This is a genomic window from Thermofilum sp. (assembly GCA_038741495.1).
GTDB lineage: Archaea > Thermoproteota > Thermoprotei > Thermofilales > Thermofilaceae > Thermofilum.
This window is the reverse complement of the sequence record JAVYKX010000001.1, coordinates 154711-175622: the sequence shown is the minus strand read 5'-3', so window position 1 is coordinate 175622 and position 20912 is coordinate 154711. Positions and strand designations below refer to the sequence as shown.

Here is a 20912-nt window from a genome sequence, read left to right as displayed (position 1 = left end):
GGTGCGAGAGCGCACACGCCAGGAGCGGGCGGGGAAAAGGCCCTAGCAGCCTGGAGCCTGCTGAGAGCAGTGCAGCGTTAATAAGCTTGCTTCAGAAGATCCAAGACGTGACCAGGGAGGGGGGATGCGCGGAGGAAGTGAAGTTCGTGGTGAGCGACAGCCCCGAGCTTCTCCGTGAAGCTATGGACGTCATGAGGGACGCTTGGGGTATGCCTGACTATACGGAGGCTGTGCCCGCGCACCTACTTAAAGCGGTCATCGACAACGGCGGGTTTCTGGCGCTCGCGGTGAGCTGTAGGCGAGTCGTCGGCTTCGCCTTCGGCTTCATCGGTTATAGCGAAGAGCGCGGCTACTACTTGTACTCGCACATGGTCGGGGTCAGGAGGGAGTATCGCGGAAAGAACATCGCCCTTCAGCTCAAGCTAATGCAGAGAGAGTGGGCGCTGAGGAGAGGGTACAGGCTCGTGAAGTGGACATTCGACCACTGCCAAGGCTTAAACGCGAGGTTCAACTTCGGCAAGCTGGGGGTGATCAGCAGGAGCTTCCTCGAGAACTACTACGGCGAGATTAGAGACTCCCTGAACGTGGGCCTCCCGACTGACCGACTGAAGGTCGAGTGGTGGGTGGATAGCCCCCGCGTCGAAAACAGGCTTTCGGGTAGAGACCAGCCTCCAAGCTACAGCAGAGTCGCCCCCCTCGCCCACCTAGCCCTAGAGAGCAAGCCGTCCGAGGGGCTCCGGCTGCCCAGCGACCCCAACCTGGACGAAAGCAGGGACCTCGTGCTCGTGGAGTTCCCCGGCGACATCAACGAGCTGAAAGCCAGAAGCATGGAGGCAGCTCTCGCCTGGAAGCTGGCTCTGCGCAGAGCTCTCGGCTTCTACCTGGCGCGCGGATACTTAGTGGTTGAGCACGTGCCGCTCGTGGAGGGAGGGGAGAGGAGGAACTTCTACCTCCTCTGGCGCACGAAGCTCGAAGAAGCCCTCTCGGGGGAGTACCCGTGGAGATAAGGAAAGTGGAGCTGCTCCTGCTCGAGATGGAGCTGAGCAGCGAGTTCAGAACCAGCTTCGGCTCCCTTAGAGCGAGGCCCGTAGTTCTCGTCCGCGTCGAGGAGAAGGGGGGAGAGGAGGGGTGGGGCGAGCTGGTAAGCGAGTGGGGGCCCTGGTACAGTTACGAGACTTACGAGGTTGACCTGCTTATCCTGCGCCAGTTTCTCGCACCAGCTGTGCTGAAGGAGAGGATCGAGGAACCCAGCGACTTCCACCGGATTGTGGCGAGCGTAAGGGGCTACCCTATGGCTAAAGCTGCTCTAGAGGAGGCCCTGCTCTGCCTTCACTCCCGCGTAACGCGTAAGCCTCTTAGGGAGATCCTCGGAGGTAAACGCAGGGAGATCGTCTCCGGTGTGAGCATCGGGCTGAAGCCCACGGTGGACGAGCTGCTCAGAGAGGTATCCTTCAGGCTTGAGGAGGGGTACGCCAGGATCAAGCTGAAAATCGAGCCAGGGATGGACGTTAAGCTCGTTGAAGCTGTGAGGAGGGAGTTCGGGGATATTACGCTGCAGGTCGACGCCAACGGGGCTTACAGGCTCGAGCACCTGCCGACGCTGAGAAAGCTCGACAAGTACGATCTACTGATGATCGAGCAGCCGCTGGCGTACGACGACCTGGTCGAGCACTCGATCCTCTCGAGGAAGCTCTCCACGCCGGTGTGCCTGGACGAGAGCATCAAGAACCTCCACGACATGGTGCTCGCATCCATGATAGGATCCGCCGAGGTTGTGAACATCAAGCCTGCCCGCGTGGGGGGAGTCCTCGAAGCTAAGAGAATGCTTGACGCAGTGCCGGGACTCGGGCTCGGAGCGTGGATCGGCGGCATGCTCGAAACAGGGATCGGGCGGGCCTTTCTCGTCGCTCTCGCCTCACACCCCTCAGTTAACTACCCGAACGATATCTCAGCCAGCAGCAGGTACTGGAGAGAGGACATCGTAGATCCCCCCTGGACCCTCACGCCGAGAGGGACCATCGAGGTACCGGAGAAGCCGGGGCTGGGGGTAGAAGTGCGCGAAGAGGTCGTGGAGAAGTTCTTGAGGGAGAGGTGGGCGGTAACCTGATGCCCCTCGTCGTAGCGACAGCGGAGAGAGGGCACGAGAGAGCGGTCCTCCGAGACCTGCTCGACGCGCTCTTTCCGTACGACCATGATGTGAAAGGCACCCTGTGCGGCTGGAACATCTGCATTGAAACCTCTCTCCACCTCGAGGATCTCCGGAAGCTCCTGCATACCTTCCCGATCAGAAACCTCATAGCTGTGCGTTACGTTCTGGCGGCCTTCGACCCGCTGCCCGCGGGCGAGCTTGCGCGAGAACTGCCGAGAGTGCTTGCCGACTCCGGGCTGAAGGTGAGGAAAATCCGCGTTCGGCTGAGCTCGCGGATAGGATGGTCTCAGGAGTACTTCACAGCCATCAAGAAGGCGCTGCTCGATGAGGGTCTCGTAGACGAGAAGGGGTGGCTCATCGCAGTCGAAGAGAGAGACAGCAAAGTGACGGTTTCCGCTCTCCTCCAGCTCAGGAAGAGGGAGCTATCTCGTAGTGCTCCGCCCTAGCTACAGCGAGGATCGCTGCTAAGCACACCGCGAGCGATACTACAGAGAGCTCGACAACAGGTATACCCTCGTAGCCCACCCAGGATTTCTCCGTCGTCGCCTCGAAGGAGAAAGCCTGCCTCTCACCGACTACGCAGCCGTAGTAACTGCACTGCAGGACGTCGGTGACCATGGAGCCTCTACCGCTGGTCAGCAGCCCCCACTCATCGTAGGATAGCTGCGCCTTCAGCTGCACCTGGACGGGGACGCCCTGAACCCGCACTCTCCGCGACTCGTCGACACTGACTGTCCTGCCTGCGTACTTCTCGTCAAAGAGAAGGTTCATGGCGCTCAGCCTGTTCACCACTACCCTGACACCGCTGCTGGTGATCGGCGTGAAGCTCACCGAGCCGTCGCTAAGCTGCACGATCACGCTCTCGCTCTCGACGACGTCCTGGTAGCTGACACTCACCCCTAAGACCTTCGAAACGGTTCGCGCACTGCTAGCCGCCGAAGCGGAGTAGACGGCTCCGGCCGCCACGCTAAGGAGGAGGGCGGTGAGCACCGCCTTGGCGAAAGAGCTTAGCCCCGGCTTCACGAAGAAGACGTCGAAGAAGAACCTGCGGAGGGAAGCGTACACCCTAAGCGCCTCCACCCGCTCGCTCCTGAGGAGCAGCGGTAAGAGAGCCAAGCCGCCGATGAACCCTCCTGCGTGCGCAAAAACCGCCACCCCCAGGCTCGCGCCAAGGTACCCTTGAAGCACCTGTGTGGCGAACCAGAAAATCAGGTAAGCGTAAGCTCTAGTCGTGAAGCAGATCGGGATGAAGAAGTAGAAAACACACATCGAGAGCTTAGTCCCTGGGAACATTAAGAGGTAAGCGCCCAACACGCCGCTGATCGCTCCAGACGCTCCCAGCGCCGGGATGAAAGCCGAGGTTTCACCCTCGAGAGGTAGAAATGCTGTGTGGAATACCTCCGCGAGAAGTCCGCTAGCCATATAGAGCGCGAGGTAGTTAGCGGGGCCCAGCACCCTCTCAACATGCTTCCCGAAGAAGTAGAGAAACAGCATGTTGAAAAATATGTGGAGGAGGTTCGCGTGGAGAAACATCGAGGTGAAAAGCCTGTACCACTGGTCCGGCTGGCTCAGCAGCGCGGGAACGAAGGCGCCCGCCTGCAGCCACTCCTCGCTGATCGCTGTGAAACCATTCCTCCACGAAGTAGCTAGGTACACGGCGACATTAACCAGGATCAGCGCCACCGTTACGAGAGACCTCCTGTGCTCAACTTCCTCGAAGCCCGAGGGATACCCGTAGACCATCTCTCTCAGCTACACCTGCTCCGCTCCTGAATTTAACTCCTTCGATCTTCGGTAACTCATCTCAAGAAGCTTCCAGAGCTCGGGCACCCTCAAACCCTTCCTTTCCTCAAGCCACCTGAGGTACGCTTCATCGATGTTCTTGGAGTGCACGATGTACGTGAACACGTAGTCCACGTACTCCCTCACAGCCTCCTCGGAAAGGTTACTGCTAGAGAGAACCTCGCTAGGAGGGTAAGGTAGCCTCCAGACATCCACGCCCAGCCCCCCGCCCGGAGGCCAGCTCGCGACAACTACGTGTTCGGCCGGCGGCGCTGCCGCGCCACTCCCAAGAAGCTTCCTCCACTCCTCTATGTCTACCTTACCCGTGACGCGAACTCGGAAAGCTAGCACCGCTAGCTCTGACGCTCTGCTGAAGTAATCCTTGCTGGAAGGCATGTAGCACCTAACTTTCGCTCCGAGTAGGGGAAGTGCTCTGAGGAGAGGCTCCTCGCTCCACAACCAGCTACGGAAGTATCCGGGCATCCTCTCCCGAGCCTCTTCCACAACTCTCCTCCAGCCGACCAGCCCTTGAGCGTAGAGGTTCAGCACCCTCTCGAGGTCGCTGGGGTAGGGTAGAGCTACCCTCTCCGCACCCTCCAGCTCGAGCAGCACTTCGGCCAGCCTCACCCGAGCGAGCCTTAGCCTCGGCGCGTGAAGCAGCAGGGGCAAAGCTGCCCCGGTAGGTCTGCGCAGCAGAGCTCTTAAAGCTAACTTCTTTACTCGAGCTTAACGGTGTTTCAAACCGGGTTGTCTGAAAAAATTTAAACGCATTTGCGTAATAGTTTAACGAGGCGCGTGAAGCTGATAGAGGAATTGAAAGTTCTCGCAAAGAAAGAGGTTCTCGGCAAGCTACTGCGCAGCTCATCCAGCGAGAGGGAGTTCTGCAAGCTGCTTGCGAGCCACCTGCCCGCAAGTGCCTGCGTTATCGTAAACGGAGTTGAAGCGGACCTGCTCCGGGAGGGTGAAGCCATCGAGGTGAAGCTCTACCCCTCAAGGTTCTACGAGGGGTTCGACCAGGCTCTCGCTCTGAAGCACGTGGCAGGCCTAGAGAGAGTCGCTGTCCTTCACGTGGTGAAGGCGATAGCTGACGATTACCTGCAGTCCATGAGGAAGCTGTGCGCTGCGGTAGGCGTGCCCGCACTCGTCTTCTCGGAGGTGAGCGGGCTGCATGTCGTCGAGTGCTAAGACGGTATCCTTTATCTCGGCGTCGGGAGGCGTCGGCAAGACGACTCTCTCCGCCTATCTAGCGATGTGGCTCCTTGAAAGTAAGCAGGTCACGTCTCCGCGGCTTCTCTTGGTAGACTTGGACCCGACAGCTGGGCTCAGCCTTTCCCTGATGAGAGAGGAAGAGTACCAGCAGAGCGTTGACGAAAAGAGAAGCCTGGTCGAGCTGTACAGGAGCTTTTTCACGAGAGGTGTAGCCTCGGCGAACATCGAAGACTTCGTGACTAAGGTAAAGCACGGTGGTGAGTACTGGTTAAACATCCTCGTCCCCGGCGAGGAACTCGACCTCGTGGTGGATGAGCTCTGGAGGCCTGGTAACCCTGGCCCCCGCTTCAGGAAGCTGATGGATAGGAGCGGGGTCTACACCCGGTACGAGTACGTGATCTTCGACAGCGCACCTTTCTTCGACATGAGGTACACTGTCTTAAGCCTGTACGCGGCGAGCAGGTACGTTGTCGTGCTGAGACCCTCTCTCGTCGACTTCAGGAGAACCACGAGAATGCTCAGAAGGCTCATGGACTATTCGAGCGATTTCGGCCTGAGCACCGGCGAGTTCCTCGGCAGGTTCATGGGCGTATTCAACCTCGTCCGCAGAAGCCGCGAGGCCGACGCTCTACTAGCTAAAGGTTTCAGAGGAGTCGCCTCGGCGCGCTCGAAGCAGGACGAGCGCACATCGGATCTGAGAAGCTACGTGGACACTCTAGAGAATCTGATAAATGTATCGAGATCGCTCATCCCTCTCTCCGCCGAAATTTCGCGGCTGGAGCTGAAAGAATTGGAGAAAGAGTCTAGGAAGTCTCTCGAGGAAGCTTTATCAGACATCTTCAAGCACATCAGCAGGTAGATGACGGAACGGAAGTGCAAGCTGAAGTGCCAAGCCTGCGGATCCGAGTACGAGATCCAGGAGCCCGTCTGGAGGTGCGGCTGCGGCGGCGTGCTCGACATTGTTTGCGGGCAACAGGTGTTCGAGCCCGACCCCGAAAGAAGAGGAGTATGGCGGTACCACCGCTCGCTCCCCGTGGACTCTGGTGCCTTTCTCAGCTTAGGGGAGGGCGGGACGCCTGTACTCGAAAAAGAGGTTAGAGGTTTGAGAGTTTTCTTTAAGCTAGAGTACCTGAACCCCACAGGCTCGTTCAAGGACCGCGGGAGCAGCGTGGTGGTCACGCACCTGAAGAGCCTTAAAGTGGAGAAGGTGGTTACGGACTCGTCGGGTAACGCAGGGCTGAGCCTCGCGGCCTACGCTTCCGCGGCCGGCTTGAGCTGCAGGGTGTACGCTCCCCGCTCCGCTCCCGTCGGGAAAAAGCTGCTGGTCAGAGCTTACGGCGCCGAGCTCGTCGAAGTTGAGAGCCGCGAAGCTGCCGCGCAGGCTGCACAGAGCGACCGAGGTGGATTCTACGCGGGTCACCTCTGGAGCCCCTTCTTCCTCGAAGGTTGCAAAACCCTCGCCTTCGAGGTATTCGAAGAGATCGGTGACGTGGATGCCGTGGTCCTGCCGGTGGGCAGTGGAAGCCTTCTCCTCGGGGTGTGGAGAGGGTTCCAGGAGCTGGCGGGAAGCGGCGTTGCGGGAAAGCCCCCCAGGCTCTACGCCGTGCAGGCAGAGAACAACGCGCCCCTCTTCAGGGAGCTCTACGGGCGCGACTGGGTGCCCGAGTCCAGAGAGGTTCTAGCCGACGGTATCGCCGTACCGGCCCCGCCACGCTTAAAGCAGGTCGCGAGCGCCATCAGGGAGAGCGGCGGCGATGTGGTCATTGTGAGGAACTCGAGCATTCCAGGCGCCCTGAAGGTGTTCGCGAGGATGGGCTTTCTGGTCGAGCCAACCTCAGCCGTCGTCCTCCCAGCTCTCACGGAGCTCTCCGAGGGAGGGGCTCTAGATAGAGGGGAGAGGGTCCTCGTGCCTCTGACGGGCTCGGGCTTAAAGACTCTTGAGAAGCTTTCGCAGCTGCTCAGCCTATAACGTGCGATAAGGACAGCTTGCTCCCACTTCTGGCTAGCAGCTCGGCTACGGCTCTCGTCGTTACCGCCACATCGCTCCGGGAAAGCAGCTCCTCCAGCGGGAGCCACATGGCGTCGGCAGCATCCCCGCTCGGCTTCAGCACACCTCTCAGCGTTTCAGGGTTAAAGCTCACCAGCACGATCAAGTAGTGCCACCTGACTGCTCCGCTCTCGTCTCTCCTGATGACCTGGGTCAGCCCGAGGATCCCGTCGGGCTCCCCGGTCAAGCCCGTCTCCTCGGCCAGCTCTCTTTTAGCCGCGTCGAGAACCCTCTCGCCGGCCTCGATAACGCCTCCGGGGATAGCCCACAAGCCCTCTCCGGGAGGGTGCGCTCTCCTGATGACTAGGAGCTTTCGATCCTTAAGCACGACTGCAGCTACCGCTGCTACAGCGTGTGCTGGATACTCCCTCGAGCTCACGGCAAGGCACCGCGCTTCCGGATAAAAGCGTAGCCCAGCTCCGAATAAAGGATAATTACCCAGCAGGAGGTTCCCCTCAAGTGAGCGCGGTAACCTTCGACGTCTGGTCAACTTTGCTCGACATTAACGGTTTCTACCGCGCGGCTGCGAGAGCGCTTGCGGAGAGGGTGGGCGGCCGCGAGGAGGAAGCACTAGAGAACCTTCTCCGGGCTTACGCGGCCGTGAAAGCCGCACGCCGGAAGGGGCTAATCGACGAGAGCAACGTCGTTAAAAGTTCGACGGAGATCGCGCTGAGGAGCCTGCCCGGCGTCACCGAGCAGGATCTCTACTGGGCTTTCTCGCGGGCTGTGAACACCGTCGACGCGGGAAGCATCGTGCTCGAGGGGGCTGAAGAGGCCTTAACGTCGCTTAGAAATGCTGGCTACCGCCTGGGGGTTGTGAGCAACGTGATCTACTGGCCAGGCTACCTAACGCGGACAGTTCTCGACAAAGCAGGGCTTTCAGGCTACTTCAGGGTCCAGGTTTATGCGGACGAGGTGAGGTGCTTGAAACCGCACCCGAGGATCTTCGCAGTGGCTCTCAACCTGCTCGGCGCGGAAAGCAGAGAGTCTGCTCACGTGGGAGACAGCCCCTTCGAGGACTTAGCAGGCGCTCTAGCGTCGGAGATGGCAGGGGTGCTCGTCGACAGGGGGTCAGGGGAGAAAGTGCTGCTGAGAAAGCAGAGGATAGCAATCGTGGGGACGCTCAAGGAGGTACCCGAGGCGGTCTCGCTCCTCCTTGCGCCGAGGCTCAGGGAGTAGCTAGCCACTCTCGGTACAGATCCCTTCTGAGGAGGTTGAGCACGGGTACTTTCTCGCGAGCCTCCCTCACCTCGGAGGGGTCCACGGCGACCCGAATGCTGCGCTCACCCTCCCCCAGGTCGACGAGCGCGTGACCCATGGGGTTGACGAGAACGCTCCGGCCCGTGAAGAGAGAGCCTGTCTGGTTCACCGCCACGAGGAAGGCCACATTCTCGTGCGCCCTAGCTCTCGTGAGCGCGTACCACTGCTCCTCCTTGCTGGGCCCCCTGTACCAGGCGGAGGGAATTATGAACAGGTCTACACCCCGCAGGGCCAAAGCCCTGAAAAGCTCCGGGAACCTGAGGTCAAAGCAGACCGCTAACCCCGCGGTGAAGCCTCCCAGCTTGGTGACCGCGAGCTCCGACCCGGCTGCGAACATGCTCGACTCCTTGTAGCCGAAGGCATCGAACAGGTGGATCTTCCGGTAGACCGCCCTCACCGAACCCTTCTCGATGAGAATCGCCGCATTGCTCACTCTGCCATGCTCGAGGAGGTAAGCGTGGATGACGGCTGAGATACCTTTCTCGCGCAGCTTGTCAGCGATGCTTCCGATAAACTCGCCGGTGAGAGGCTCTGCAACCGACCTAACGTAGTCGGCTGTCAGCCCCTCCGGGGGAACGCCCATGAGGTACTCGGGGAACACTGCCAAGTCCGCCTCCGTCCCGTCGATGAGCTGGAGAACCTTCCTCAGGTTCGCCGGCTTCTCCGACCCGGCGGTAACCTGAAAGAGCTCGATTTCGAGCACGCTCGAGTTTAAAGCCCCGAGCGCATATACCTTCCGCGTGTCTTGCTGCAGGGCAGCTTTAACGCTGTTCAAGGGTTTTAGAAGCGATCCGCTAGCGAACAGCCTGCTCAGGAGCCCCTCCTGCCTCTACATCTTCTTCGAGCTTCTGGTCAGCCTAGCCCGTCTCGGCGCATTGAAGTTAGTCTGCGTGGAAGACAGCGGGGCAGCGGCCTCGGCAGCACTCCTGGCAGCCGGACGTGCGCAGCTTAGCGGTAAGCCGGGGGTTAGTGCGGCTGCGAGGCTGCTAGCTTTTCTCGCCGCGTGTTTGAAGCTTCGCGGGTTACTGCTGCTCACCGGGTCTGCGGCGTGGTTCCCGCGCTACAGGCGTATTCTCCGGCAGGTAGAGAAGCCGTGCCACCTGCTCTTCATCGCTTCTCTGCTGCCGGGGAGGGGCTACGGGTCGAGAGTGCTGAAGACCGTGGAAGAGGAGTGCCGCCGGCTCGGGAGGCAGGCTGTAATCCTAGAAGTCGACCTGGAGAACAGGGCGCTGATGTTCTACGCTAGGAGAGGTTACGCGCCGCTAGCGGTCACCAGGTTCGCAGGCCGGGACTTCCTCCTCATGGTGAAAGAGTTTCAGGAGGAGCTCCCGGAGCGCTGGCGGTCTCGCTGAAGCAGAGCACTCTAAAGCTCGACTCCGAAGGCTTCCGCTATCGCCTCTATGCGCTTGACCTCTCTCAGGAAGCTCTCCCCTTTCGGCGTAAGCTTGAACTTAATCTCTCTCCCGTCCTCGATTCTCAGGAGGAAGCCCTTGTCGACGAGCTCCTCCAGGTACTTAGATAGCCTCGCGTAAGAGAGATTCGCCTCGAGGAGGAGGGTCGAGACATTAGCTTCACCTTCCCGCTCAACAACCCGCATGATGTCCGAAAGTATTCTAAACTTCGACCTCCTTGCGCTCAAGCCTTACCACCCTCACAGCTAGCACTAGCAGCAGGAGGAGGCCCGCGAGGTGCAGGAGCTTCGAGGACACGAAGAGGAGCTCGTTCTCCATACCTAGCGAGAACAGCAACACTACGTTGGAGGCGAGCATTAAGAGGAAGGCGAGCGCGGGGAATAGGGAGTGGTTCCTTCGGGAGGCCGCGTAAACGCTGAAGGCATTCACAACGATGTAAGCTAGCAGCGCCGTGTTCAGCACCCCGGTGATCCAGAAGGCAGCTCTGCGCTCCCTGAGCAGCCAGTACGGTAAGATGACTTGCAGCGATTCGGCTCGGAAAGCTTCGAGAGAGTAGCCGATGGCTATCAGCGTGAGAGCGACCGTCTGGCTTAGCTGCGGGATGAAGCCGGCCACGTGCGTCAAGAAGAACAGCCGCAGCTCTGAGATTCTCGCCGTCATAGCTACAGCCAGCAGGACGAGCCTAGATAGCTCGCCCGCGGAGAGAACGGCGAAGCCGAGGAAGAAGAAGACAAAGAGCCTGTTCCTGGTGATTGACCACGACCTGTAGAGAAGGTAGCTGAGCGCGAGGAGCGCGCCGAGGCCTAGCGCGTCGAGGAGGAGTAGGAAGCCCGCAACCTGCTGGGGCGGTGGGAGAGGAGCAGGGCGCGGCACAGTGGTCACGCCAAGGTTAGATGGAAAAAGCATGCGTATAAAAAGTCGATGAAAAAATACAGCGGCCGCTTAAAGGTAAGAGTAGCTGCGGCTGATCGCTCTGAGGAACTCTATTCTCTTCTCGATCGGCGGGTGGGTGGCAAGGAGCTCTTCGAGGCCGAAAGCCGGGTTAGCTAGAGCGTAGATGAAGAGCATCTTGAGCTTGCTGGCGTCGACGCGGGCCATAGCGCCGCGGTACCTCTTGTAGAAAGCATCAAGGCTGGAGAGAGCAGATATCATCGCGCTCGGGGAGGTGACTTTCGCGCCGTGCGCGTCAGCGTAATACTCGCGAAGCCTTGAAAGGGCGAGAACCGCGAGTTGGATGATCACGCTGACGATTATTAGAGCGATGCCGGCCAGCAGGAAGATCATCCCGTTACCTCTCCCCCTCCTGTCATCGTGGTAACCGCTCGAGTAGATCCCCGCGAACATCAGGTAGCGGCCGAGGAAGTAGACGAAAGAGGGTACCAGGCCGAAGACCAGCATGACTGAGTTGTCCTTGTGCTTGTGGTGCCCCAGCTCGTGGCCGATGACTGCTTCGAGCTCCTCCCTGCTTGCCATCTCCAGCATCCCCCTTGTGACGGCCACGTACCTACCGAAGAGGGGGGATGAGTAGGCGAAGGCGTTGGGCTCGCTAGCGCTCGCGATCATAGCTTTCGGAGGCTTCATCCCAGCCCTAGCAGCCACACGGTTGACAAGCTCCTGGAGCCCGGGGTCGTGCTTGCAGCCGTACATCACGTTGATGAGAAGCGGGGAAAGGAGCCACGAGAAAAGTGCCGGGATCAAGGCGAATAGGAGGGCTACTACCGCGAGCTGGGTTGTCAGCTCCGTGCCCAGCAGGGACGCGAGTCCCGCGATGACGAGGAGAACTCCGCCGACCACTCCAGCGCTCGCAGCCAGCATAGCTGCCCTCAAGGCGTCGAGGCTCGGCGGCCTGAAAGTCAGGAAGCGCCCGAAAACGCCGGAAGCCGTGAAGAGCGCCGTAAGGGCTAGAGCGTAAGCGACCATGTCGACCAGCCACCACGCAGCGAAGCCGGTGTAGCCGGGCATGAAGTAGGGGGAGGCGAGCTGGACTACCAGAGCCATGACCGCAGCTACAGCGATCAAGCTTAGCAGAAGGGATACCTTCTCCCGCATACCTCGCAAAGCGGAGTCGACGAGGGCCGGTATAAAAGTTTCGTCCCAGCCCTCCAGGCACTCCGCAACAGCTGCGGAAGTGCTTCCGTAGCCTCCAGCGGGGCTAGCAGATCCTCGGGACTAGGACGCCGCGCGGAGGCTCTAGGATCCTGTGGCCTCCCACCTCCGTCTTCAGGAGGACTAAGCCCCGGTACCTCTCGCTCGCTCTGACCTCGCCTATCACTGCAGCCTCCTCGAAACCGCTCGCTCTCAGGTCCTCCAGCACTTCTCCAGCTGCCTCGGGGCTGACGCTGAGGACAGCCGCACCCTCGCTGGCGAGGTACAGCGGGTCCACGCCCAGCATCTCCGCGTACTTTCTGACAGGCTCCCTGACGGGTATAGAGCCCCCGTCAAGGACGATTATCGTCCCCGTGCTCTTCGCCCACTCGCTCAAGGTTCCAGCCACTCCGCTCCTGGTTGGGTCGCGGGCTGCGTGAACATGAGCGTGGTGCTTCTCGAGGACGTTCACGAGGGGCGTCAGGGGGCGGGCGTCGCTACGCAGCAGGCCGTGGGAGAGCTCTTCCGCCCGCTCGAGCCCCATCTGCAGGAGGAGGATCACGGCTCCATGGTCGCCGACAGGACCCGTGACGATCAGCTTGTCGCCCGGCTTAGGCTTATCCACTATGGGGTGCTTAGCGATACCGACGCCCACCGCCGTTATCGTGATGCGATCGATCTGCCCTTTCGGCATGACTTTGAAGTCTCCGCCTATCAGCGCGACCCCGTTCTGCTCCAAGGTCGAGACGAAAGACTCGATTATCACCTCAAGGTCCCCGAGCGGGAAGCCCTCCTCCACCACCACCGAGTCCAGCGCTGCGAGCGGGCGGCCGCCCATCACGACCACATCGTTTATCGTGCCGGCCGCAGCCAGGCTGCCGATATTCCCTCCCGGGAAGAACGGCGGGTTAACCGTGTAGGAGTCGACCGTGACCACGAGGTGCGTGCCGTCGGGAAGCGGTATCGTGGCGCCGTCGTCCGGCCAGTCCAGGCCCACACCCTCCCCCACTCTCCCGAGCTTCACGCGGGAGAACACCAGAGCCTGGAGAAGCTCCCAGGTCTCCACACCTCCCTGCCCTTGGGCTAGACTCACAGCACCGCTCCTGAGAGAAGCCGGCACGCTCACCCACCCAGCCTCTCGGCGAGCTCGAGCACAGCCTGGTACACTTTGATGAGATCAGCGGCTTCCGCCTCCTCCCCTAGAACCTCCCTGAAGAAGCTGATCTGCTCGAGAATACCCTCCCTGGTGAGCTTCGAGATTATGACGCCCGCGTGCACAAGCACGATGTCGCCTCTCCTAAGCTTCTCGGAACCTATGCCGACTATCACCTCCCGCTCTATGCCGTCCCCGTAGTCGACCTTCGCCGTACCCCTCCTCTCGTCCAACGCCACGACAACCGCGGGAGACCCCCAGCACACAGTACTTGAAAAGCACCGTCAGAATATCAAGCTTGCCCTACCGTGCTCACGACACCGCCGAGCGCCTTGAGCTTCTGGGAGAGCAGCTCTACAGCCTCTGCCGCCACTCTCTCCGCGTCCTCAACCCTCTCGGCCGACGCCTGAACGTACACGTCGAGGACGGGACCCCTAGTCTCGTGGCCTTTAGGGTGGGTTTTCACGTAGAGCCCCGGATACAGCCCGAGGACCTCCTTCACAGCTACAGCGGCTGAAGACTCAGGTACGCCTACGACCGTGAAGCTCCTCTCAGCGATGCGCTTTAGAGGCGCAACCCCCCGGAGCTTAGGCTCGACATAACCCTCCCACATCGCCTCTAGCTCGCGCGGCACTCCCGGCAAGCAGACAACGATAGTCCCCCCATGCTCCAGCCAGCAGCCGGGCGCCGTTCCGACGGGGTTGGGTACCACCTCCGCCCCCTCCGGCAGGTAAGCCATCTTCACCCTCTCGGGAGTGAGCTCTAACCCCCTCTCCTCGTACTTCCTCCTAACCATGCTGAGAGCCTCCTCGATCAGCGTAAGCCTCCTGCCCAGCGCCCTTGCCACTGCCTCCAGCGTGACATCGTCGTAGGTAGGCCCAAGCCCACCAGTCGTGACGATGAGGCGCGGCCTCCTCTCGAGTACTCTCCCGAGCCACTCGGCGATCAGCTGCACATCATCGACGAGCGACACAGACCCCAAGACCTGAAAACCCAGTAGCATCAAGCGCCTACCAAGGTACGCAGCGTTCGTGTTCACAACTCTCCCGGTAACCACTTCAGTGCCCAGCGCGAATACCCAAGCTTCCATCGCGGACAAGAGGAGAAGCTCTTTAATTAAAGTGAGCGCCGAGGAGAAGGAATTGTGAGCTTCGCGAAGTACGCTGCAACTGTAAAAAACCTGAGAGGAGTTATCGCAGCCGACCCAAGCGAGGAGGGCGCTCTCGAGAAGCTTGAGCAGCTCGCCAAGCTCTACCGCTACAGAGAGCTGGGCATCGTCCCCTCAACGCTGCGGAGCATGATCCCGGAGCTGGCGAAGCAGCTTAAAAGCCGACCCTTCCGCGAGCTAGCGCTCCCGCTGCCCGCGCTGGAAACCCTGCCCCGCATGCTTCACGCGAGCTTAAAGCTCCCGCTGGAAGCTGCGGAAGCCCTCGTCTACGCGTCAGCATACGTTGCGCCAGCTCTCCTCATCGGCGAGAAGCTCTTCGAGAGCCTAATCCCCCTCGCTTCCGGTGCAGTGCTCACATGCAAAGAGATGGACAAGCGCCTGTGGAAGCTGCACCTCAGGATAGCCGACTACACGATTCTCGACTTCTACGAGGAGTGCATCGACGAAGCTTTAGAAGTGCTCGCGGGCTCCGACCCGGAGCCACTGCTGAGGAATAGGCTGGAGAGAGTAAGGAGAGACGCGAAGCGGTACTGGAGAGTAAGCTGCGAGGAGGGGCGGCCTCTACTCCTCTACGTGGACAACCTAGCTCTCGCAGCGCGGGCAGGCAACCTTGAAAGGCTCGACGCGAGCTGCGCGCCAGCTCTAGCGATAGTGCCCGTCGTCAACCTCTCGCTGCTCTAGGAGTAGATCCGCGGGACTTCTCCGGAGAGGCCAGAGGATAAGCAGCGCGATGATGAAGAATACGAGAAAAACGATGTACGAGATGAGGACTAGCAGCGGCGCCTCAGAGCCTGCCCCGAAGCAAATGGGGATCGGGACAGCTACGGCTATGCAACCGCCGACGCTCAGCTCTCCTCTAAGCGAGGAGAAAGCTAGGATCGCTGCCGCAGCGAAAATGACGACGAAACCGGTGAAGATCAGCGCTAGGCCGATCTCCTCCGCTCTCATCCTTCTCACCTAAGAAGGTTCAGAACGGTAAACACAGCAAATGTAACGAGCGTCAAAGCAATCGCCAGCACCAGAAGGGCTTTCGCCACCCGCTCGCTCGTCCCGAAAACGATCGGGAGAGGACCCACCACAAGCACTGCACCACCCTCCACGCGGCTCCCCTCTTCTCCCCTCAGAACCGAAAGCACGAAAAGTAGTATTCCCACTAGAATCGCCGCAAAGCCGGCTACGAGGAGCAGCAGAGCCAAGCCAGCCAGGCTCATCGCTGGTAGAAGCAGGCAGAGACAGGTCATAAACGTTGCTCAAGCCTCACCCCAGGCTTCGCTGGCCGCGGAGCTTCTCGGGCCGCCAACTTTATACGCAAATATCCCGCTAGCATCAGGGGCTGGCCCCTCCACTCCTCTCAGGGAGCGCTTCGAGAGCCTGCATCGATGACGCGTGAGGGGCTGGCCCCACGCTCAACATCTCCGGAAGCTTAATTAGGTGGACCGGCTTCGCAGCCGCGTGCCGATCGAGCGTGGAAGCACGTATTCGCGCCGCTTCACCGTCAAAGCTGAGAACACTGCGAAGCACATAGACGCCGGCGGCCTGAGAGTTCTAGCAACCCCTTCTCTAGTAGGATTCGTGGAGGAGACTTGCCGGATTCTCGCAGACCAGCATCTTCCAGCAGAGTTCACAACCGTCGGAGTGCGCGTAGAGATACACCACGTGAAGCCTGCTCCCGAAGGGGCGGAGGTAGAGGTTCGCGTCCAGGTTCTCCACGCTGACGAGCGGCGGATTCTCTTCTGGGCGGAGGCGTGGAGCGGGGTGGAAATGATCGGCTACGCTTTCCACGAGAGGGCTATAGTGAGTAGAGAGGAGTTTGCCCGAAAGGTGAAAACACTGCTCGCTAGCCGGGCTGGCGGCTGAGAAGCTCAGGGGCCGAGCACCAGGATGGAGATGCCGGCAGCTACAAGAAGGCTGCCCAGCAGGGCTCTGAAGCCGGGCTTCTCCTTGAGGGTGAGCCCGCCGAGCAGGAGCGCTAGCACCGGGGTCGAGGAAGAAATGACGCTGGGCTCCACGACCCCGACCATCTCTATAGCGTAAAGGTACGCTAGGGGGCCGGCGCCAACGCCGAGAAGCCCTCCCAGAACTAGGGGGCCGGCGCGCACCGCTCTTTTCTGAGAGAGCTCTTTCAGAGCGACGGGCAGGGATAGGGCAAGGAGCATCACGAGCCTCACTACCGTGAACTCGACCGGGGTCGAGTAGTAGAGAGCCGGCTGGTTGAGCGTGATCCCGAGACCCCAGCTCACGCTAGCGCCTAAGCCTGCCGCGAGCCCGCGGGCAACCGAGCCGCCCATCTTCCCCGAGCCGCCCCAGTAAGCTAGGGTGACGCCGCCTATGATGAGCAGCGCTGCTGCGAGAACGCTCGGCTTCGCGTTCACCCCTAGGAGAAGCTTCGAGAAAAGCACCGTGAAGAGAGGGTACGTGTAGGCGGCGGGGTAAACCAGGCTTATCGGAGCGACACCCAGCCCGTAGAGAAGGAGGGAGTCGCCTACGAAGAAGATGAAGAGCATTGAGAGAAACGCGAGAATGTAGAACTGGGCAGGTTTCTCGTAGCTGGCTCCTGTCAGGGCCCCGATGGCTGCCAGGAGGGGGAGCACCGTCAGGGAGCGGAGCGCGTTGGCTGCGAGCGGTGAGATCGAGGAGTTTTGCATCCCTGAGCGGTAGAGGACAGCTGCCCCTGAAAAGCAAAGTGCTCCAATCAGCGAGAGTGCAGTCGCCGCCGGCGAAGACACGGGGAAGCTGCGAGAAGCCCGGCGATTTAAACTTTCCTTAAAGCCGAGGATCAGTACCACTGGCCCGGCTCAACCACGTTCAGCGGTTTAAGGCCGCTGAGAAAGCGTGCAACGTTCTCCGCGGAGAAGCGCAGGCAAGCCTCTCTAGACTTCCTCGTCCATCCCGCCTTATGGTGCGTTGCGACGACGTTCGGCAGCTTGTGAATACCCTCCCGGGAGGGCCAGCCCTCCTCAGGCGGGTAGAGCCACCAGACGTCTATACCCGCGCCGGCGATCCATCCTTCCTCCAAAGCCCTGCGGAGCGCTTTCTCATCCACGACTGGGCCGCGCCCCACGTTGATCAGGTAAGCGCTTCTCTTCATGGCTCTCAGCTCGCGCTCGCCGATCAGCCCGCGAGTCTCCTCTGTGAGAGGCAGCGCTACGACGACGTAGTCCGCCTCGCCCAGAACTCTGTGAAGCTCTTCGACTCCGCACACAAGGTCTGCGACGCCGTCGGGCTGGGGGTTTCTCCTCACGCCGATGACCTTCATGCCGAGAGCCTTAGCCATCCGAGCGAGCTCCCTCCCTATGCTCCCGTAGCCGACGATAGCCAGCGTCGACCCCTCGATGTCTTGGAGGAAGTTCTCCTCAACGTAGCGGAGCCACGAGCCACGCTTTAGCTCAGAATCCTGGAGAGCGATGCGCTTCGCCAGGGCGAAGATTAGGGCGAGCGCGTGCTCCGCGACAGCTCTAGCGTTGCAACCTTTAGCTGAGGCGACTGTGATTCCGCGCGCAGCCAGCTCCTTCACGTTGAGCCAGTCCACGCCGGCTGCAGGCACTTGCACGAAGCGTAGACGCCGAGCTCTGTCGAGAGCTTGAAGCGGCAGCTGGAGCGCTATCGCTGCTTCAGCGTCCTCGATGCCCTCGTACGACTCGCTTCGCAGGTAAGCCACTTCCGCTAAGCCGAGAAGAGCGGACTCGAGAATCTCCCGCTCCCAGCTGGTCAGCCTTAAGGCGACGAAAACTTTCGCCATCAGTGCAGGCACCTGGCTGAATCTATATCTCTTTCCCGAGAGCCCTCCTGAAAGCCTCGAGGAAAGCCTCCATTTGGTCGCGCCTCCCAACCGTGATGCGCATGTACTGTCTGAAGCGGCGGAGCTCCGGCACGCCGTCGAAGCACATGACCAGGAAGCCCATCCTCCTCAGCCTTCTCTGAACCTTTACGCATGAAGTAGGCAGCTTAGCGAGCACGAAGTTCGTCCGGCTCTCCGGGGTTGGGATCCCCAGCTCGAGAAGCTTCTCCCTAAACCACTCCCTAGTCTTGGAGACCTCTTCGACTACTCTACTCGCGTAGCCGCGGGACCTCAGAGCACCCAGGGCGGCAGCTTGCGAGATCACAGGGACCTCGAAACCTATTCTAAAGCTGTTGAGGGCTCTAAGCATCTCGGGGCTCGCGACAACGTAGCCGACTCTAGCCCCCGCGAGGCTGAACGCTTTCGAAAGGCTTCTCAGCACGGCGACGTTACCTAGCTCGACCGCGTCGCTGCAGAAGGTGGTGCCGGAGAACTCATAGTACGCTTCGTCGAGGAACAGGTACTTAGCTCTGGCGGCGAGCCTCGCTACAAGCGCAGCATCCTCGACGAGAAGATTACCCGTCGGGTTGTTCGGGTTCGCGAGGTAGACCAGCCTTCCCCCTGCTCTCCGGGCGAGCTCCTCGGCTCGCAGCTCGAAGTCTTCTCCGCTAAGCTGGACGGGAACCAGCCTCACGCCGTGCGCGCGGGCCAGCTCGTAGACGACGAAGAAGGTTGGGTGCGGCAGCACTACGTCGACGCCGCTCGCCCTGGCTAGGGACAGCATGATGGAGATTGCTTCCGAGCTGCCTGCGAACAAGTCGATGCTGCGCCGGCTGACGCCAGCGTAGCGGCTCAGCTCTTCGAGAAGCTCTTCCCGCAGGTGCTCGACCTCGTAGAGGTTCATGTGGCCAGCGTACCTCTTCGCCATCTTGACAGCTAGCGGTGGGGGAGGGTAAGGTGACTCGTTCATGTTCAAACGCACGTAGCCTCCTCTCCGGCTCACGCGGATCACATCTTCGAGGCGGCACCCGCTATTCTTTTTTACGAGGATACGGGAATTAGAATGAAGAGATGGCAGTACGCTGGTCTGTGCGCGTGCTACGCGACTGGGTTGAGCAGTGCTCTCAGCATGAGAGGTGGGAGGACTGCGCGAGAGCGGTTGAAGAGGCCTATGGACGGTGGACGCACGTAGTCCCACTCACGTTCTTTGCGCAAGGTGTTTTCCGAGACGCTCTGCTGCGCGTTCCTTCAACCAACGCGTGGCGCCTTTACGATTTGCTCGTACAGGCTAGGGGGCTCATCCCCTTCGATGAGAAGATTTACGCCGCTATCGAGAACGTTTTCAGCCGCGTATTCGAAAGCCCTGCGACGCCCGAGAACAGGCTCCACGCGCGTGCACTTCTAGAAGTTGTTCGGCTCGCTCGTGCTTTGAAGAGCGAAATCATACGCGAGTAATTTAAACCGGCGATTTGAAGAAAAGGAAAAGCCTGGGGGTTCGGCCGTGGAGCTCGAGGATTTGAGCAATGTTATCCGCCAGTACCGCGAGCAGGCTCTCAGAGAAGAGAGAGGAGAGGCCGAGTTGAGCCCCCGAGTTGAGAGCTTCACGCTAACCGACCTCTTAGCCGCGGAGCGACCTACGTTTCAGAGCTTGAACCCGGAGGATGCAGTGTACGTGATGACGTTTAGGCTTTTGAGGTGGTCTCAGCCGCCGGAGCTCGGCGAGAAAGCTCTAGCAATAGTTCTCTACAGCGCTGGGCGCGAGATAGGTGAGAAAGCTGTGGAGAGAGGTCTCGTCAGCAGCATCGAAGAATTAGCAAACTTCACTCTTAACCAGCGTATCGGTATTCTCGACGTTCTAGAAGCCGGGGAGAAGCATGCCCGCATACTCGTCTACGAGTCAATCTCGAGCTCGGGCATTCCCAACATCGGTAGAGCGGTCTGCCACTTCGAGAGGGGTTTGATCGCCGGCTCGCTCCACAGGCTAACCGGACGGAGAGTAACTGTGCGAGAAAATCACTGCTGGGGGCTCGGCTACACTCATGACAGCTTTGAAGTGACGATAGAGTAGTATGCATCGAAGCTGACTGCTGGCCTGGCGAAAGCTTAAAGCAGATTCTCTCCTGGGGACGTTGTGAGAGAGCTTAGGCTTTCCCTTATGAGCTGGAAGGACGCGGCAGATTACTTCTCCTCGAACGACACGGTCCTCCTTCCCGTAGGCTCTGTGGAGCAGCACGGGCCTCACAACCCCCTGGGAACCGACTACCTGGTGGCTTATGCCCTCGCCGAGGAGGCGGGACGGAGAACGGGGACGCTCGTGCTGCCTCCTGTGCCCTTCGGGGTGAGCGCGCACCACTCAGCCTTCCCGGGAACCGTTTGGGTTCGTGAGGATGTGCTGAAGGAGTACGTCCGGGATATCGTGCTCTCGCTGAAGAAGCACGGTGCGAGGAAGATTATCGTGGTGAACGGGCACGGTGGAAACCTCTCCGCGCTGCTGTCTCTCGCTAGAGAGCTGAGAAGCGAGGGGTTGCTCGTGGTGGTTTTCCAGTGGTGGACTCTTCCCGAGCTCGGGAAGCTCTTCAGCAGGGAGGAGCTCGGCCACGCGGCAGCTGTGGAGACTTCGCTAAACCTGTACCTTCACGGAGAGCACGTGAACATGAGCAGGGCTGTGGACGAGAAGCCTGCGGAGCTGCCGACCGACGGGCTGGCGTTCTACCCGGAGTACACCCACGATAGGACTCGGAGCGGGGTTTTCGGCGTCTCGAAGACTTCCACGCGGGAGAAGGGCGCTGAAGTCTTCAAGATTGCTGTGGAAGCTCTCGTCGAGCTGGTCGGCAGGGTGAAAGCAGCCAGCATCTAGAGCTTGCTGGGC

The 20912-nt window shown here is 60.3% G+C and carries 28 protein-coding genes; 13 read left to right on the top strand and 15 right to left on the bottom strand.

What is annotated here, in order from left to right; all coding sequences use genetic code 11:
• Positions 1-107 precede the first annotated feature (107 nt).
• Genes QXU72_01030 through QXU72_01020 form a run of 3 tightly spaced genes read left to right on the top strand, consistent with a single transcriptional unit; the run spans position 108 to position 2595 of the window.
• Positions 108-1007 (top strand): GNAT family N-acetyltransferase, encoded by a 900-nt coding sequence (locus QXU72_01030; GenBank protein ID MEM0493830.1) that lies wholly within the window; start codon positions 108-110, stop codon positions 1005-1007.
• A complete protein-coding gene (gene menC, locus QXU72_01025; protein ID MEM0493829.1) occupies positions 998-2107 on the top strand; it encodes an o-succinylbenzoate synthase in 1110 nt (369 codons plus the stop codon). The genes QXU72_01030 and menC overlap by 10 nt, the downstream gene beginning before the upstream one ends.
• Positions 2107-2595 carry a hypothetical protein gene (locus tag QXU72_01020; protein MEM0493828.1) on the top strand — a complete coding sequence of 163 codons (489 nt, stop codon included), beginning with the start codon at positions 2107-2109 and terminating at the stop codon, positions 2593-2595. The genes menC and QXU72_01020 overlap by 1 nt, the downstream gene beginning before the upstream one ends.
• Here QXU72_01020 and QXU72_01015 read toward each other — a convergent pair.
• Entirely contained in the window at positions 2558-3892 is a 1335-nt protein-coding gene (locus QXU72_01015) for a rhomboid family intramembrane serine protease (GenBank protein MEM0493827.1), read from the bottom strand. The genes QXU72_01020 and QXU72_01015 overlap by 38 nt on opposite strands.
• A gap of 9 nt (positions 3893-3901) precedes the next feature.
• Entirely contained in the window at positions 3902-4600 is a 699-nt protein-coding gene (locus QXU72_01010; protein ID MEM0493826.1) for a hypothetical protein, read from the bottom strand.
• A gap of 126 nt (positions 4601-4726) precedes the next feature.
• On the opposite strand from QXU72_01010, the gene QXU72_01005 reads away from it, so the two are divergent.
• Genes QXU72_01005 through QXU72_00995 form a run of 3 tightly spaced genes read left to right on the top strand, consistent with a single transcriptional unit; the run spans position 4727 to position 7109 of the window.
• On the top strand, positions 4727-5116 hold the full coding sequence (locus tag QXU72_01005; GenBank protein MEM0493825.1) for a hypothetical protein: 390 nt from the start codon (positions 4727-4729) through the stop codon (positions 5114-5116).
• Positions 5100-5999 (top strand): ParA family protein, encoded by a 900-nt coding sequence (locus QXU72_01000; GenBank protein ID MEM0493824.1) that lies wholly within the window; start codon positions 5100-5102, stop codon positions 5997-5999. Before QXU72_01005 ends, QXU72_01000 begins: the two co-directional genes overlap by 17 nt.
• A complete protein-coding gene (locus tag QXU72_00995; GenBank protein ID MEM0493823.1) occupies positions 6000-7109 on the top strand; it encodes a pyridoxal-phosphate dependent enzyme in 1110 nt (369 codons plus the stop codon).
• On the opposite strand, the gene QXU72_00990 is transcribed toward QXU72_00995, so the two are convergent.
• On the bottom strand, positions 7099-7566 hold the full coding sequence (locus QXU72_00990; GenBank protein ID MEM0493822.1) for an NUDIX domain-containing protein: 468 nt from the start codon (positions 7564-7566) through the stop codon (positions 7099-7101). The genes QXU72_00995 and QXU72_00990 overlap by 11 nt on opposite strands.
• 80 nt (positions 7567-7646) lie before the next feature.
• Between QXU72_00990 and QXU72_00985 the strand changes: the two genes are divergently transcribed.
• Entirely contained in the window at positions 7647-8366 is a 720-nt protein-coding gene (locus QXU72_00985) for an HAD family hydrolase (protein ID MEM0493821.1), read from the top strand.
• On the opposite strand, the gene QXU72_00980 is transcribed toward QXU72_00985, so the two are convergent.
• Positions 8356-9150 (bottom strand): carbon-nitrogen hydrolase family protein, encoded by a 795-nt coding sequence (locus QXU72_00980; protein MEM0493820.1) that lies wholly within the window; start codon positions 9148-9150, stop codon positions 8356-8358. The genes QXU72_00985 and QXU72_00980 overlap by 11 nt on opposite strands.
• 37 nt (positions 9151-9187) lie before the next feature.
• On the opposite strand from QXU72_00980, the gene QXU72_00975 reads away from it, so the two are divergent.
• Positions 9188-9799 (top strand): GNAT family N-acetyltransferase, encoded by a 612-nt coding sequence (locus QXU72_00975; protein MEM0493819.1) that lies wholly within the window; start codon positions 9188-9190, stop codon positions 9797-9799.
• Positions 9800-9810: 11 nt separating this feature from the next.
• Here QXU72_00975 and QXU72_00970 read toward each other — a convergent pair whose 3' ends face one another.
• The 6 genes from QXU72_00970 to QXU72_00945 form a co-directional block, all read right to left on the bottom strand.
• Entirely contained in the window at positions 9811-10086 is a 276-nt protein-coding gene (locus QXU72_00970; protein MEM0493818.1) for a winged helix-turn-helix domain-containing protein, read from the bottom strand.
• Complete coding sequence (locus tag QXU72_00965; protein MEM0493817.1) at positions 10061-10732, bottom strand: hypothetical protein; 672 nt, start codon at positions 10730-10732, stop codon at positions 10061-10063. Before QXU72_00965 ends, QXU72_00970 begins: the two co-directional genes overlap by 26 nt.
• A gap of 69 nt (positions 10733-10801) precedes the next feature.
• Positions 10802-11908 carry a zinc metalloprotease HtpX gene (locus QXU72_00960; GenBank protein MEM0493816.1) on the bottom strand — a complete coding sequence of 369 codons (1107 nt, stop codon included), beginning with the start codon at positions 11906-11908 and terminating at the stop codon, positions 10802-10804.
• A gap of 103 nt (positions 11909-12011) precedes the next feature.
• Entirely contained in the window at positions 12012-13064 is a 1053-nt protein-coding gene (gene hypE / locus QXU72_00955; GenBank protein MEM0493815.1) for a hydrogenase expression/formation protein HypE, read from the bottom strand.
• 2 nt (positions 13065-13066) lie between these two features.
• Positions 13067-13363: a HypC/HybG/HupF family hydrogenase formation chaperone gene (locus QXU72_00950; GenBank protein MEM0493814.1), complete on the bottom strand. Its 297-nt coding sequence runs from the start codon at positions 13361-13363 to the stop codon at positions 13067-13069.
• A gap of 26 nt (positions 13364-13389) precedes the next feature.
• Positions 13390-14187 carry a nicotinamide mononucleotide deamidase-related protein gene (locus QXU72_00945; GenBank protein MEM0493813.1) on the bottom strand — a complete coding sequence of 266 codons (798 nt, stop codon included), beginning with the start codon at positions 14185-14187 and terminating at the stop codon, positions 13390-13392.
• 54 nt (positions 14188-14241) lie between these two features.
• Between QXU72_00945 and QXU72_00940 the strand changes: the two genes are divergently transcribed.
• Positions 14242-14946 (top strand): hypothetical protein, encoded by a 705-nt coding sequence (locus QXU72_00940; protein ID MEM0493812.1) that lies wholly within the window; start codon positions 14242-14244, stop codon positions 14944-14946.
• Here the strand turns inward: QXU72_00940 and QXU72_00935 are convergent.
• Positions 14908-15213 (bottom strand): hypothetical protein, encoded by a 306-nt coding sequence (locus tag QXU72_00935; GenBank protein MEM0493811.1) that lies wholly within the window; start codon positions 15211-15213, stop codon positions 14908-14910. The two genes, QXU72_00940 and QXU72_00935, sit on opposite strands and share 39 nt — an antisense overlap.
• A 5-nt stretch (positions 15214-15218) precedes the next feature.
• Positions 15219-15476 (bottom strand): DUF131 domain-containing protein, encoded by a 258-nt coding sequence (locus QXU72_00930; protein MEM0493810.1) that lies wholly within the window; start codon positions 15474-15476, stop codon positions 15219-15221.
• A 241-nt stretch (positions 15477-15717) separates the two neighbouring features.
• Here QXU72_00930 and QXU72_00925 point away from each other — a divergent pair, with 241 nt between their 5' ends.
• The gene (locus tag QXU72_00925; GenBank protein ID MEM0493809.1) at positions 15718-16122 is read left to right on the top strand and encodes a thioesterase family protein; all 405 of its coding nucleotides are present in this window, start codon (positions 15718-15720) and stop codon (positions 16120-16122) included.
• A gap of 5 nt (positions 16123-16127) precedes the next feature.
• Here QXU72_00925 and QXU72_00920 read toward each other — a convergent pair whose 3' ends face one another.
• Genes QXU72_00920 through QXU72_00910 form a run of 3 tightly spaced genes read right to left on the bottom strand, consistent with a single transcriptional unit; the run spans position 16128 to position 19046 of the window.
• Positions 16128-16991, bottom strand: coding sequence for a DMT family transporter (locus tag QXU72_00920; protein MEM0493808.1), 864 nt, complete (start codon positions 16989-16991; stop codon positions 16128-16130).
• A gap of 50 nt (positions 16992-17041) precedes the next feature.
• Positions 17042-18004: a 2-hydroxyacid dehydrogenase gene (locus QXU72_00915; protein MEM0493807.1), complete on the bottom strand. Its 963-nt coding sequence runs from the start codon at positions 18002-18004 to the stop codon at positions 17042-17044.
• A gap of 22 nt (positions 18005-18026) precedes the next feature.
• Positions 18027-19046: a histidinol-phosphate transaminase gene (locus tag QXU72_00910; protein MEM0493806.1), complete on the bottom strand. Its 1020-nt coding sequence runs from the start codon at positions 19044-19046 to the stop codon at positions 18027-18029.
• Between the two features lie 68 nt (positions 19047-19114).
• Between QXU72_00910 and QXU72_00905 the strand changes: the two genes are divergently transcribed.
• The 3 genes from QXU72_00905 (at position 19115) to QXU72_00895 (ending at position 20900) form a co-directional block, all read left to right on the top strand.
• A complete protein-coding gene (locus QXU72_00905) occupies positions 19115-19498 on the top strand; it encodes a hypothetical protein (protein MEM0493805.1) in 384 nt (127 codons plus the stop codon).
• Between the two features lie 46 nt (positions 19499-19544).
• Positions 19545-20111, top strand: coding sequence for a V4R domain-containing protein (locus QXU72_00900; GenBank protein ID MEM0493804.1), 567 nt, complete (start codon positions 19545-19547; stop codon positions 20109-20111).
• Between the two features lie 63 nt (positions 20112-20174).
• On the top strand, positions 20175-20900 hold the full coding sequence (locus tag QXU72_00895) for a creatininase family protein (protein MEM0493803.1): 726 nt from the start codon (positions 20175-20177) through the stop codon (positions 20898-20900).
• Positions 20901-20912 lie beyond the last annotated feature (12 nt).